At 61.8% G+C, this 13,005-nt stretch carries 12 protein-coding genes; 6 read left to right on the top strand and 6 right to left on the bottom strand.

Going from position 1 to position 13,005, the window contains the following annotated elements; translation table 11 throughout:
* Positions 1-43: 43 nt before the first annotated feature.
* The 4 genes from ACZ5G6_RS17560 to ACZ5G6_RS17545 form a co-directional block, all read right to left on the bottom strand.
* Entirely contained in the window at positions 44-1,012 is a 969-nt protein-coding gene (locus ACZ5G6_RS17560) for an NUDIX hydrolase (RefSeq protein WP_223934038.1), read from the bottom strand.
* 8 nt (positions 1,013-1,020) lie between these two features.
* Positions 1,021-3,270, bottom strand: coding sequence for an RNA degradosome polyphosphate kinase (locus ACZ5G6_RS17555; protein WP_223934036.1), 2,250 nt, complete (start codon positions 3,268-3,270; stop codon positions 1,021-1,023).
* Between the two features lie 105 nt (positions 3,271-3,375).
* On the bottom strand, positions 3,376-4,356 hold the full coding sequence (mshD, locus tag ACZ5G6_RS17550; RefSeq protein ID WP_498686877.1) for a mycothiol synthase: 981 nt from the start codon (positions 4,354-4,356) through the stop codon (positions 3,376-3,378).
* Between the two features lie 277 nt (positions 4,357-4,633).
* Positions 4,634-5,332, bottom strand: a complete 699-nt coding sequence (locus ACZ5G6_RS17545; protein WP_216925061.1) for a winged helix-turn-helix transcriptional regulator — start codon at positions 5,330-5,332, stop codon at positions 4,634-4,636.
* 262 nt (positions 5,333-5,594) lie between these two features.
* On the opposite strand from ACZ5G6_RS17545, the gene ACZ5G6_RS17540 reads away from it, so the two are divergent.
* The 6 genes from ACZ5G6_RS17540 to ACZ5G6_RS17515 all read left to right on the top strand — a co-directional run bounded on the left by ACZ5G6_RS17540 (position 5,595) and on the right by ACZ5G6_RS17515 (position 11,011).
* Positions 5,595-6,329, top strand: a complete 735-nt coding sequence (locus ACZ5G6_RS17540; protein ID WP_223934032.1) for a permease — start codon at positions 5,595-5,597, stop codon at positions 6,327-6,329.
* Positions 6,330-6,496: 167 nt separating this feature from the next.
* Positions 6,497-7,096, top strand: a complete 600-nt coding sequence (locus tag ACZ5G6_RS17535) for a nitrobindin family protein (protein WP_223934030.1) — start codon at positions 6,497-6,499, stop codon at positions 7,094-7,096.
* A 57-nt stretch (positions 7,097-7,153) separates the two neighbouring features.
* Complete coding sequence (locus tag ACZ5G6_RS17530; RefSeq protein ID WP_498686874.1) at positions 7,154-7,876, top strand: flavodoxin family protein; 723 nt, start codon at positions 7,154-7,156, stop codon at positions 7,874-7,876.
* A 39-nt stretch (positions 7,877-7,915) separates the two neighbouring features.
* A complete protein-coding gene (gene ygfZ, locus ACZ5G6_RS17525; protein ID WP_498686871.1) occupies positions 7,916-9,001 on the top strand; it encodes a CAF17-like 4Fe-4S cluster assembly/insertion protein YgfZ in 1,086 nt (361 codons plus the stop codon).
* On the top strand, positions 8,998-9,432 hold the full coding sequence (locus ACZ5G6_RS17520) for an ankyrin repeat domain-containing protein (RefSeq protein WP_223934024.1): 435 nt from the start codon (positions 8,998-9,000) through the stop codon (positions 9,430-9,432). Before ygfZ ends, ACZ5G6_RS17520 begins: the two co-directional genes overlap by 4 nt.
* A gap of 64 nt (positions 9,433-9,496) precedes the next feature.
* The gene (locus ACZ5G6_RS17515) at positions 9,497-11,011 is read left to right on the top strand and encodes a DHA2 family efflux MFS transporter permease subunit (RefSeq protein ID WP_498686867.1); all 1,515 of its coding nucleotides are present in this window, start codon (positions 9,497-9,499) and stop codon (positions 11,009-11,011) included.
* A gap of 104 nt (positions 11,012-11,115) precedes the next feature.
* Here the strand turns inward: ACZ5G6_RS17515 and ACZ5G6_RS17510 are convergent, their stop codons facing one another.
* Both ACZ5G6_RS17510 and ACZ5G6_RS17505 read right to left on the bottom strand, forming a co-directional pair.
* The gene (locus tag ACZ5G6_RS17510) at positions 11,116-11,865 is read right to left on the bottom strand and encodes a GNAT family N-acetyltransferase (RefSeq protein WP_498686865.1); all 750 of its coding nucleotides are present in this window, start codon (positions 11,863-11,865) and stop codon (positions 11,116-11,118) included.
* A gap of 9 nt (positions 11,866-11,874) precedes the next feature.
* A complete protein-coding gene (locus ACZ5G6_RS17505; RefSeq protein ID WP_223934019.1) occupies positions 11,875-12,900 on the bottom strand; it encodes an ATP-dependent 6-phosphofructokinase in 1,026 nt (341 codons plus the stop codon).
* Between the last annotated feature and the right edge of the window lie 105 nt (positions 12,901-13,005).

Below are 13,005 nucleotides of genomic sequence, written 5' to 3'. Positions count from 1 at the left end.
CGCGTCGCTGTCATTGTTACCGTGGCAGGCCAGGCGCCTGTGGCTAGTCGTCGAAAGGCCTGACCTGTTCCACCGACACAATCTTCCGTTCTGATCCCCTGGCGACCTGGCAGACGATGACCTCGCCCGGCGAAAGGAAGGGATCGGACGTGGGCAGCAGGCCCCGCAAAGCCGCGGACATGTGCTGGCCTAATTGCTTCAGCACTGTGGGCAGCGCGGGCCGGTGCGTGCAAACAGCGATTGGCACCTGTTTATCGAACAAGGCCTCCACCGCGGCAGCAGTCTTCTTGGGTGAGCGGTTGTGGTTGTGCTCGGTAAGGGCTTCAACAAGCTTTACCTTGGCTCCGCTTGCCTTTGCGTACGGTGCAATGGTTGCCACGCAGCGGGTCCACGGGCTGGTAACAATCCGTTGTGGCTTCCACACTTCCAACAGGCGCTGGACGGCCGCGGCTTGGCGTTGCCCAGTAGCAGCCAGAGGACGGTCGCCTTCAGCCTTGGTCCACGAGGAGCGGGGCTTTGCCTTTGCATGGCGGATCAACACGAGCGGCCACGTATCGAGTTCCCCCCGGATGTGGGCCTTCTCCAGGTACTCAAGGGGCTCTACATCCGTGGGGTTGCTCAGGAAAGACGCAGCCCTGTCCGGGCTGCACCACATGACGCTGTCCACTTCCTTGCCATCGGGCCGAAGCTGTTCGCCGTTGACCCGGACCGCCCAATAGTGCACAACTTTCAAGCCGGCGCTGACGTGGTAATGAATGGGTGGCAACGGAACGCCGAGGGAACTGTGAAGTCCGATCTCTTCGCGCACCTCCCGTACGGCGCACTGCGGAACTGTCTCGCCGGCGTCGAGCTTTCCTTTGGGCCAGGACCAATCGTCGTAGCGTGGCCGGTGGATCAGGAGCACCTCAAGGGCGCCCTTCTGAAGTCGCCAAGGAATGGCGCCGGCCGCAACGACGGCCACCCGTTCACCGGGATGGTCCGTCTGATCCGCCACGGGGGTATCGCTTTTCAACTCGTTCCCTACCGCCGGGCCGCTGCACGCTGGCGGGACCGGGAAGCCAGTAGCCAGGACTGCATGTCCAGCAGGGGTGTGCCGTCCTCGTCAAGGTGGTGCCTGGTCCAATGGCCCTGGTTGTCCAAGTGCCAACTAGCGGTGCCGTCGTCCACATAACGGTTCATGAGGTCCACGACCGTAGCGGTGTCTTCCTTGCTGGCCAACTGGACGAGCGCTTCAACACGGCGGTCCAGGTTGCGGTGCATCATGTCTGCGGAGCCGATGTACACCACGGGATCTCCACCGTTGGCAAAAGCAAAGACGCGCGAGTGTTCCAGGAACCGGCCGAGGATGGAGCGGACCGTAATGTTTTCGCTCAGTCCCGGTACACCGGGGCGGAGGGAGCAGATGCCACGGACCACCACGTCCACCTTCACTCCTGCCTGTGAGGCACGGTAAAGGGCGTCGATGATGGCTTCGTCCACCATGGAATTGACTTTTATCTGGACCCGGGCAGGAACGCCAGCGCGGGCGTTGCGGATCTCCGCTTCGATCCTTTCGATCAGGCCGGCACGGACGGAACGCGGCGCCACGAGCAGCCGCTTGAACGTGGACTTCGGCGCGTATCCGGAGAGCTGGTTGAACAGCTTGGACAGGTCTTCGCCCACTTGCTCGTTCGCGGTGAGCAAGCCGAGGTCCTCGTAGTAGCGGGCCGTGCGCGGGTGATAGTTGCCCGTGCCGATGTGGCAATAGCGGCGCAGGCCGTCCACTTCCTGCCGAACCACCAGTGACAGCTTGCAGTGGGTCTTCAGGCCCACAATGCCGTACACGACGTGCACGCCTGCTTGTTCCAGCTTCCGGGCCCACGAGATGTTGGCCTGCTCATCGAATCGTGCCTTGATCTCGACGAGTGCCAGGACCTGCTTGCCGGCCTCGGCAGCATCGATCAAAGCGTCAACGATAGGGGAGTCGCCCGACGTCCTGTACAAGGTTTGTTTGATGGCCTGGACCTTGGGGTCCGCGGCAGCCTGTTCCAGGAACGCCTGAACCGACGTGGAGAACGAGTCGTACGGGTGGTGGAGCAGGATGTCCCGGCGCCGCATGGCGGCGAACACGTTGGCTGCCTTGGACGTTTCGGATTCGTTGAGGTACCGGGACGTGTGCGGAACATGCTTGGGGTAGTGGAGGTCCGGGCGGTCAATGGCGCTGATCGCAGAGAGTCCACGGAGGTCCAGGGGCGCCGGTACGGAGTAAACCTCCGATTCTTCAACGCCAAGCTCCCGGATAAGCAGTGCTTTGATGTTCGGGTTGATGTCCGTAGTGACTTCCAGGCGCACGGGAGGACCGAAGCGCCGACGCAGGAGTTCCTTCTCCAGGGCCTGCAGGAGGTTTTCGGCGTCGTCTTCTTCTACCTCGAGGTCCTCGTTGCGGGTGACGCGGAAGGTGTGGTGCTCAAGGACTTCCATGCCGGGGAAGAGCTTGTCCAAGTGGACGGCGATGACTTCTTCCAAAGCGATGAAGCGGGCAACACGGCCAGGGATGGCACCTGCGCGCGGGCCGTCCACGGAGATCAGGCGGGGCAGCTGGTCCGGAACCTTCACACGGGCAAAGAGTTCCTTGTCGCTGATGGGGTTGCTGACGATCACCGCAAGGTTCAGCGAGAGGCCGGAAATGTACGGGAAGGGGTGCGCGGGATCCACGGCAAGCGGCGTCAGGATTGGGAAGACCTTCTCCTGGAACATGATGCTGATCCGGTGGCGGGCATCTTCGTCCAATTCATTCCAGTGCATGATGTGGATGTGCTCGTAGGCCAGGGCGGGACGGATCTGTTCGGCGAAGACCCGTGCGTGGCGTTCCTGGAGCCTGTGCGCCTCCTCGCCGATCTGCTCAAGCACCTCGATGGGGCTCAAACCGGCAGGGGAGGGAACAGCGAGTCCGGTGGCGATTCGCCGCTTAAGGCCAGCCACGCGGACCATGAAGAATTCGTCGAGGTTGGAGGCAAAGATCGACAGGAAATTCACGCGTTCCAGGAGGAAGAGGTCAGGATCCTCTGCGAGCTCCAAAACGCGGGAGTTGAATGCCAGCCAGCTGAGCTCACGGTCCAGGAAACGGTCGGGCGAGATGTCGCCTTCAGGCTCCAGGCTCGGCGCAAATTCCGGGATGTCAATGCGGTCCTGGGTGGCTCGTGAAGCCGGCACTTCCGATGATCCGAAGCGTGGGGGCAGCGTGGCGCCCTTCGAGGTGGATCCGGCGGTGCCGACGGGGTCCGGCTGCATTGGGGTTCTCCTAAGCTCAGGACTGGGGTTTCCTCCCACATTACAAGCAATTTCAGTGCCCGAATCCAAGAAGTCCCCGGCTTTCCTTGCGGCGGGATGCTGACGTTAATTCTTGGTTAAAGGTGCATACATCACATCGGTGTCCCAGCGGACGAAGCCAAGCTTCTGATATAGGGACACAGCGGCCTGATTGTCTGCGTCGACATAGAGCATGACGGCGTGCAGGTCCTTGTCCTGCAGATACTTGATTCCGGCCACAGTGAGCGCTTTACCCAAGCCAAGGCCCTGCGCTTTGGGCGTCACACCCACAACGTAAACCTCGCCGATCGCGGGATGGGTTCCTTGCCGGGGGTGGACTTTGGTCCAATGGAATCCCAGCAGTTCGCCTTCATCGTTGACGGCCAGAAGGAAACCGGCCGGATCAAACCAATCTTCGGCCTTGCGGGCCTCAAGATCGGCACGCGTCATTGAACCCTGCTCAGGGTGATGCGAGAAAGCCGCGCGGTTGGCCGCCAGCCAGGCCTCCTCGTCCTGTCCAGGCACGAAGGCGCGCAGTGAGACTCCGTCCGGAAGGCCGGCGTCGGGCAGCGCGGAGGTGGAGGACATCAACCGCATCTTCCAGAGTTCGCGCGCGGGACCGTAGCCAAAACGCGTTGCCAGCTCCGCAGCGGCCTCGTGGTTGCCATGGGACCATGCACTCAAGCCGTCAAAACCGCGTTTGCCTTCCAATGCCTCCAGCAGGCGGACCGCCACGCCTTGGTTGCGATAGGTGGGGTGGACGGCGAGCTCCAGGACGCCCGTTGTTCCTGATGGGCCAGGCGCTTCAACGACGACGGCGATCCCCGCCAGATCTTCCGCAGTTGCTGGATCTGAATCCTCGTCCGGGGCGTAAAGGGCGAGCGACAGGACGGAATGGTCGCCAGCATCGGCGCCACGCAACATCACCATTGTCTGTTCGGACAGGGGAGGGTTTCCATCGGATTCCTCGGCAGCCGCAGCGAGGGTCCTGAAGTCCTTGAGGAGTTCGGGATCGAGGGCGCCGGTGACGAGCAGTACTGGCCAGGTCTCGGGGTGCGCGTGACTCATGATGTAAGGCTATACGTCCGGGGCAAGCCGTGTAATTTGAAGTCCCCCCGAAACGGCTGTAGGCTCGTTATCTCGTTCGGCTTTGCGGTTTGCCGCTTGGGTAACGTAGCGCGTTAGTCAACACTGCAAGAGTCAACGCAGGGGGGATCCACCAGTGGGGTGGCCTCGATACGTTCGACCCGTATGTCCTCCACCAGAAATCGGAAGAGGCCAGGATTCGTGTGAATCCTGGCCTCTTCTTTCGTCTGTACACCCGAGTGTTCAGTGGGTACGGAGTTTATGCCTCCGAGAGTTCGTCATCCGGGAGCCTGACCAGTGTCAGGCGGTAACCGACGTTGCGGACCGTGCTGATGAGATTCTCGTGGTCAACGCCGAGCTTGGCGCGAAGCCGCCGAATATGCACGTCTACTGTGCGGGTGCCGCCGTAGTAGTCGTAGCCCCAGACTTCGGTGAGCAGTTGCTGGCGGGTAAACACGCGGCCGGGGTGCTGGGCAAGGTATTTCAGGAGCTCGAATTCCTTGAACGTCAGGTTCAAGGGTTGGCCGCTGACGCGGGCCGTATAGCTCGCTTCGTCGATGACGACGCCGGCAGCGCGGATCTCCGTTTGCGTTTCCTCTTCGCCTGGAACAGCGCGGGCCATGGCCAGACGGATTCTGGCTTCGACCTCGGCAGGGCCTGCTGAATCCAGCACGATGTCATCCACTGACCACGCAGAGGACACGGCAGCCATGCCGCCCTCGGTAAGAATCAGCATGAGCGGGGCGCTGAGTCCGGTGGCCTTCAGGAGCTGCGTCAGCGAGCGTGCCCCCACCAGGTCCTTGCGGGCATCCAGGAAGACGATGTCCGTGGGATCGGTTTCAAGCAGCGCGGTTGGTTCTGCCGGGAGGATGTGAACGCGGTGGTTGAGCAGCTCAAGGGCAGGCAGAATGTCCACCGAAGAGCCGGTGCTGTTCGTCAGGAGCAGGATGTGCGACATAGTTCCTCCAATGGGCTGTACGCGCATCATCGGGCGTCGAAACCGGAGTTTCACCGGCCGGTCACGGCAGCTGGCAAGCCTCTGCCCGTTGTAACGGGATCAAGGCAAATACTGTGCGCCGTTGAAGTCCGAGTATACCCACCCAGACCCCGCCAGTCAGGGATTCGTGACGGGCCACCACCGGAATTACGACATATTCGTCCGCCATAAGGCAGGATTGTCGGGAGGTCGTAAGGCGCATCGAATTGAGGTCGGGCACACAGTGAAGTCTTGGAGCATCGGGGTATTCGGACTCGTGGCGCTCGCAGCCATCGTGGCCAGCACCTTCGTTTCCCGGGAAGCCATGGTGGGCGTAGGCATTGCCGCGTCGGCGGCTGTGGGGCTTGGGTGGCCCCATTTCCTTGCAGTCCCCGCCAAGAAAACGCTGGCCTCCGTTATCGCCTTGGCCGGTGCCGGGTCCGCCGTTACGGCCGCCTATATACCGGCCCCTGGATTCCTGGATGGTACCCCCGCCTTTATTGCCTTGGGCGTGATGGCGGTGTTCATCATCCAACTGGTTAGGGGCACGGGGCAGGCCCAGCGCCTGGAATCGACACTCGGCTGTTGTGCGGGTGTCCTGTTGAATTGCCTCGGTGCGGGATGGGTGGCCGGAGCCCGGTTCAACGGGGTCAAGGAAATGGTCCTGGTTGCCGGGTTGAGCGCTGCAGTGGCTCTCCTGGTGGGCATCATCCGATGGCCTGACCGGATTGTGGGTCCCCTCGGCATCGTCATGGCCGGTCTCATGGGCCCCTTGGCCGGACTTGTTTTTTCCGACATCGCAGTGCTGCCCGCTGCGCTGGTGGGCGTCGTGGTTGGCTCAGTCCTTGTGTGTTTCCGGCGTATGACAACTCTCAGGCGCGGGCGGCTTAACATTGCCGCCGCTGTGGGAATGGGCGTCGCGCCGGTGTGGGCTGTAGGAGCCTTGGCCTACTTCATAGACAAACTACTCATCTACTAACGGTTAGGATTGCATCATGTCTGTACTCGCATTTGAAATCTTCTTCCTCGTTCTCCTTGGCCTGGCAAGCATTGCCATGGCGTGGTTTGCGGGTTTCGTTGTTTACCGCCTTTTCAAGGGCCAGAAGTAAAGCCTTCTGATCCTGCAGTCCAAAAGAGGTAGTCGTTGTGCCTATTGAGATCCCAACAGACCTGACGCCTGAACTCGTCCCGCTTTCCTGGCTCATTGGTGAGTGGGAAGGCCGCGGCCGGCTTGGCACCGGTGATGAGGATTCGGAGCATTTCGTCCAGCACGTTTCCTTCACCCATAACGGTCTGCCGTACCTGCAATACAGGGCCGAGACCTGGATCAGCGACGACGCCGGCGCAAAGTTGCGCCCGCTGACCGTTGAAACCGGGTTCTGGGCCTTGGAGCGGAAGCTGCAGGAAGGCGACGGTGGTCCCGGGCTTATCCCGGCGGACATCGTTCCTGTGCTCAAGACCGCCGATGAGGTTGAGGAACGCCGCAACAAAGAAGGCGGCTTCGATATCTCGGTGTCAATTGCCCATCCTGGCGGAATCACGGAGCTCTACTACGGCCAGATCAAGGGTCCGCAAATCCAGCTCAGCACGGATATGGTGATGCGGGGCAGCCACTCCAAGGAGTACACCGCCGCAACCCGGATCTTCGGCCTGGTGGACGGCAACCTCCTGTGGCGCTGGGATGTTGCGGCCAACGGCAAGGCTTTGGAAGCTCACGCTTCGGCGTTCCTTCACAAGGTTTCCTGACGCCCGGCACGGGGTCTCACTGAACGTTCCACACGCAAACCAGCAAAGGAGCAGCTAGTGAATAACCACCTCAAACCGGGAGGCTACGAGGGACTCAAAGCCGTGTTCTTCAACGGCACCTTGAAACCTTCCCCGCAGGTCAGCAACACCGATGGGTTGATCCGGATCAGTCGCGGCATCATGGAAAAGCAGGGCGTCACTACCCGCCTCATCCGGACCGTCGACCACGATATCGCCAGCGGCGTCTATCCGGATATGCGGGAGCACGGCTGGAAGGCCGATGAATGGCCGGAGATCTATCCCTTGGTTGCTGAGGCCGACATCGTCGTGGTTGCCGGTCCCATCTGGCTGGGCGACAACTCTTCGCAGACCAAGAAGCTCATTGAGCGTCTGTACGCCCACTCCGGTGAACTGACTGACAAGGGCCAGTGGGCGTTCTACCCGAAGGTGGGCGGATGCCTCATCACGGGCAATGAAGACGGCATCAAGCACTGTTCCATGAACGTGCTTTACAGCCTCCAACATATCGGCTTCACTATCCCTCCCCAGGCAGATGCCGGATGGATCGGTCCCGTGGGCCCGGGACCCAGCTACCTGGATGAAGGGTCCGGCGGTCCGGAGAGTGATTTTACTAACAGGAACACCACTTTCATGTCCTGGAACCTTATGCACATGGCCCGCCTTCTCAAGGAGGCCGGGGGCATTCCCGCCTACGGCAACCTGCCGGAGGAATGGAAGGCCGGCACCCGATTCGACTTCGAAAACCCGGAATACCGCTGATTTCGGAATACCCCCGAGCCTCAAGGACTTCTACTACATATGACTTACAAGAGCCCTCTGTTGTCGCGCCCTGGCGCTGTCGAGGATACTGGCCTGGATGCCGGCGTCGCGGCCCACTACGGCGAGCCCCTGCGGGAGCAACGCGCCCTGGCAACCGGTACCGCCGTCGTCGATCTTTCGCATCGCGGCGTGGTGACAGTGTCCGGGCCGGATCGGCTCAGCTGGCTCAACACGCTTTCATCACAGCAGGTAACCAACCTCCAGCCGCGCGTTGCCAGCGAACTGCTGCTGCTTAGTGTCCAGGGCCGCATCGAGTTCGATGCACGGGTCATTGACGACGGTGAAACCACGTGGTTGATCGTCGAGGCCGAAGAAGCGGCACCGTTGGCAGAGTGGTTGAACAAGATGAAGTTTATGCTGCGCGTGGAGATCACCGATGTCTCCGGGGAATGGGCAGTCCTTGGCTCCACGAAGCCCGTGGAGAAGCTGGCCGGTTACTTGGTGTGGGAAGATCCGTGGCCGCACGTAGGACCTGGCGGTTATTCCTACAGCACCGTGCCGGAGGAATCGCATCCCGGGCTCGAACGCCCGTGGTTCGAATACCTCGTCCCGGCTCAAGAGCTGGAAACAGCCGTCGAAGGCTTGCCGCTGGCTGGCGCCAGTTCTGCCGATGCCCTGCGGATCGCCGCGTGGCGGCCGCGCCTCGGCGCCGAGACGGATGATAAGACCATTCCCCATGAGCTGGACCTTATTCGCACCTCCGTTCACTTGAACAAGGGCTGCTACAAAGGCCAGGAGACCATCGCACGCGTGCACAATCTGGGCCACCCGCCGCGGCGCCTTGTTTTCCTGCAGCTGGACGGCTCGCAGCATACGCTTCCGGCTGTTGGCAGTGTTGTATTTGCGGGGGAGCGCAAGGTGGGTACTCTGACATCTGTGGCGCAGCACTTCGAGATGGGCCCAGTGGCTTTGGCTGTCATCAAGCGCTCCGTTCCGGCGGATGAAACCTTGACGGTCATGGACGGCGAGGAGCCTTACATCGCAGCCCAGGAAGTGATCGTCGCCCCCGACGCCGGCCAGGTCGTCGGGCGCCAAACCGGATTCCTGAAGGGACCCCACCGATGAGCCAACCGAGTCACAGCACTGGATCCGAAGCCGACTCTGCCAACGGCGAATTGGGCGCCGACGACGAAACAGTTGCCTTGGCCCATGCGCTCTTCGACGCCGCCCGCGAAGGCAACACCGACATGCTTCGAAGCTACCTGAACGCCGGTGCCCCTGCCACGCTCACCAACGCTTCCGGGGATTCCCTCCTGATGCTCGCTGCCTACCACGGGCACGAGGAAACGGTGCAGCTGATTCTGCATCACGGCGCCGACGTGAATACCCCCAACGACCGGGGACAGACGCCTCTTGCCGGCGCGGTATTCAAGGGATACACCGGCGTCGCCCGGGCGCTGCTGGACGCAGGAGCAGACCCCGACGCCGGAACCCCCACCGCTCGCGAGGCGGCCAAGATGTTTGCCCGGGCCGAAATACTGGCCCTCCTGGACTAAGAGCCATGCCGTGGGCCGTTTGGAGGAAAACGGGCTGGTTGAAGCACACACCAGAAGGAATCCCTTGGAAAACGTAGCCAAGCCCTGGCCGGCGCTGTGGTCACTGGTCATAGGCTTTTTCATGATCCTCATCGACACCACCATTGTGTCGGTCGCGAATCCGCGGATCATGGAGGGCCTTAACACGGATATCAACTCCGTCATCTGGGTTACCAGCGCCTACCTTCTGGCCTACGCAGTGCCTCTCCTCATCACTGGCAGGCTGGGTGACCGTTTCGGGCCGAAGAACCTGTACCTGATCGGCCTGGTGGTCTTCACTTTGGCTTCGCTGTGGTGCGGCCTCTCCGGCGAGGTCACTTTGCTGATCGCCGCGCGTGCGGTTCAAGGATTCGGCGCGGCCATGATGACGCCCCAGACCATGGCAGTCATCACGCGTATCTTCCCTCCGGACCGCCGTGGCGCCGCCATGGGACTCTGGGGAGCCACAGCCGGCATGGCGGTCCTGGTGGGTCCTATTCTCGGCGGTGTCCTGGTGGACGGCCTGGGGTGGGAATGGATCTTCTTCGTCAACATCCCTATTGGCATTGTCGCCTTCGTCATGGTTACGCGTTTCGTTCCGAAGCTGACTACACACAGCCATACGTTCGATGTGATGGGCGTGGTGCTGTCCGCCGTCGGGATGTTTCTTTTGGTCTTTGGCATCCAGGAAGGCCAAACGTACAAGTGGGGAACGGTCACGGGTGCCGTTACCGTGTGGGGCTTGATCACCGCGGGTCTTTTCGTCCTGGTTCTCTTTGTCCTCTGGCAGTGGCTCCTTGGCCGTCGCGGCGGGGAACCGCTGCTGCCGCTCGGTTTGTTCAAGGACCGTAATTTCTCCCTGGGCAACACCACCATCATGGTTGTCGGCTTCACAGTGACAGCGTTCCCTCTGCCCACCATCTTCTACTACCAAGTGGTGCGCGGCCTGACCCCCACCCAATCAGCGCTGCTCATGATTCCCATGGCAGTGATCTCCGGCGGCTTGGCACCCCTGGTAGGCAAGCTGATCGACCGTGCCAACCCGCGCTGGTTCGCATCCTTCGGCCTGGTTTGCCTTTCAGGAGCTCTCTTCTGGACGGCTTCACTTCTTCGCCCGGATACTCCCATTTGGATGTTCCTGCTTCCCAGTGCCCTGCAGGGTGTTGCCAACGGCTTCATTTGGGGGCCGGTATCCAACGCAACCACGCGAAACCTCGAACCACGCCAGGCCGGGGCCGGTTCTGGCGTTTTCAACACCACCCGCCAGATCGGCGCAGTCCTTGGATCGGCGGCCATTGCCGCCCTGATTCAGGCCAGGCTTGCGGCCGGATTGCCCGCTGCGCCAGCCGGAACTCCGGCCAATGAAGCGTCCATGAACGGTGTCCTGCCAGAGGCCCTGCACGCAGGATTCTCGACGGCGATGAGCCAGTCGATCGTGCTGCCCGCCTGTGCGATCCTCCTCGGAGCTGTGGCGGCCTTGTTCTTCGCCAAGCCTAAGTCCGTTGAAGGCTGGGGCGACGCTGCTGCAAAGGGGGCTCCTCAGGAAACTGTCCGGAAGTAGCGTGGCAAACGGCGGGGACCAGCCCACTTTTGGCTGGTCCTGACCCGGACATATGGGCAGGACTAGTGCTAGCCAAGACCAAAGCTGGGCCGGTTCGGTTCTTGTCAGCCGAGCAGCACGCTCGCATGGAGTCCGCCAGTGGCGAATCCCAAGCTACGCGCCATTGCCAGCGCGCCGCTGTTGCTGACATCGGCCTTCCACTGGAGCGTCAGTCCCGCGGCCAGGGCTTCGTGGGCAGCGATCGATGCAGCCAGTGTTCCCAGGCCCCTCCGACGCCATGGGGGTGCTACCAGGACGCCCATATTGGCCAGGATTCCCTCCCACTCGGAGTAGGCGCCGCACGCCACGGGAGTGGGTTTCTCTTCTTCGGGATGCATGATGGTGAAGCGGTGCTCAAGGGCTTGCAGGCCCACTTCATTGACGTCATCCGGAGGGCACAGCCCTTCCAACGCGATCGCCTCCGGGTTTCCTCGCGAGACAGTGAGGTCTTCGGAGGGTTGATTGAGCGGGAGATCGTCGGCGAAAAACAGGGCTGAGGACCCAAGGCCATGTCCACCATGCGACCGCGTGAGGGTCAGCAGCGTGACGTGCTGGGCAAGTTCGGTGTCAGGAATTTCAGCGGCTGCATCGAGGACCCATTGGGGCCCAACCAGCGCTGAGGCACCAAAAAGGCGCAGGAAAACAACCGCCCGCGCCGACTCATCGGCGCGGGTGATGCGGTTTGAGGGGTCGCTGGGGTCCGCCGATGAAGTGGTGACCCGGGCGGCAGCGGTGGAGAAAGCATGGTCTTCGAACCCCAAATGGCGAGCCCACGCCAGCTGGACAATGGCAGCGGACGTGGGCTCAAGAGTCATGGATTCAGCCTAGCCGAACAGCACCGACGCTTCGTCGTAGCGGTGCTGTGGAACGGTCTTGAGCTTGCCAAGCGCTTCTTCAAAGCCAACGTGGGAGATATCTGTCCCCTTGAGGGCCACCATGGTGCCCCAACGGCCCTCCACCACTGAATCGATGGCCGCCATGCCCAGACGGGTGGCCAGGACGCGGTCATAGGCAGTCGGTACGCCACCGCGCTGGATGTGGCCAAGAATAGTGGCGCGGGTCTCGATGCCTGTGCGTGCTTCGATTTCCGGTGCGAGCTGGTCTGCGATTCCACCCAGGCGAGGCCGCCCAAACGTGTCCAGCCCGCGTTCGGAGTGGGGAGATTCCATGTGGTCCGGAACGAAGCCCTCAGCTACCACTACCAGCGGCGCGCGGCCACGGTCGTGGGCTTCCTGGACCCATTCAGTGATCTGCTCGATGCTGACGGTCTGTTCGGGGATAAGGATGGCGTGTGCGCCAGCGGCCATTCCGGCATGCAGGGCGATCCATCCGACGTGGCGGCCCATGACCTCGGCGATCATGCAGCGGTGGTGGGACTCACCCGTGGTGCGGAGGCGGTCGATTGCCTCGGTGGCGATTTCTACTGCCGTATCGAAGCCGAAGGTGTAGTCCGTTGCGTCGAGGTCGTTGTCCACGGTCTTGGGAACCCCGACAATTTTCAGACCGGCATCGGTGAGCCGTTTTGCCGCCGCCAGCGTGCCTTCGCCACCAATTGCGATGATGGCGTCAATGCCCAGGCGTTCCATGTGGGCCTTGATGACATCCGGGCCGCCACCGTTTTCAAACGGGTTGGTGCGTGAGGTGCCCAGGATGGTGCCGCCCTGCTTGGCGATACCGCGGACCAAGGTGCGGGGGATGTCGATGACATCACCTTCCACAACGCCGCGCCAGCCGTCCTTGAAACCCACGAACTCCTGGCCGTGGATTGCGATCCCCTTGAGGACGGCTCCCCGGATTACTGCGTTGAGTCCGGGGCAGTCGCCACCGCTGGTAAGAATGCCAATTTTCATGTTTGCTCACTCATGGCTTGGAGGAATACGTGTGGAGCGCCACGCTGAGCTCCCAACGATTGTAGACGTGGATGTGGGGTGGGACACAAATGGTTACCTTCGAAC

This window comes from Arthrobacter sp. TmtSoilC51, from assembly GCF_055388015.1.
The sequence above is the reverse complement of the archived record's forward strand: the minus strand, read 5'-3'. Positions and strand labels throughout refer to the sequence as shown.

Bases quoted from the DNA above. Each gene is read 5' to 3' on its own strand.
- ACZ5G6_RS17555 (WP_223934036.1), bottom strand. From the start codon at position 3,270: ATGCAGCCGGACCCCGTCGGCACCGCCGGATCCACCTCGAAGGGCGCC.
- mshD (WP_498686877.1), bottom strand. From the start codon at position 4,356: ATGAGTCACGCGCACCCCGAGACCTGGCCAGTACTGCTCGTCACCGGC.
- ACZ5G6_RS17545 (WP_216925061.1), bottom strand. From the start codon at position 5,332: ATGTCGCACATCCTGCTCCTGACGAACAGCACCGGCTCTTCGGTGGAC.
- ygfZ (WP_498686871.1), top strand. From the start codon at position 7,916: ATGACTTACAAGAGCCCTCTGTTGTCGCGCCCTGGCGCTGTCGAGGAT.
- ACZ5G6_RS17520 (WP_223934024.1), top strand. From the start codon at position 8,998: ATGAGCCAACCGAGTCACAGCACTGGATCCGAAGCCGACTCTGCCAAC.
- ACZ5G6_RS17510 (WP_498686865.1), bottom strand. From the start codon at position 11,865: ATGACTCTTGAGCCCACGTCCGCTGCCATTGTCCAGCTGGCGTGGGCT.
- ACZ5G6_RS17505 (WP_223934019.1), bottom strand. From the start codon at position 12,900: ATGAAAATTGGCATTCTTACCAGCGGTGGCGACTGCCCCGGACTCAAC.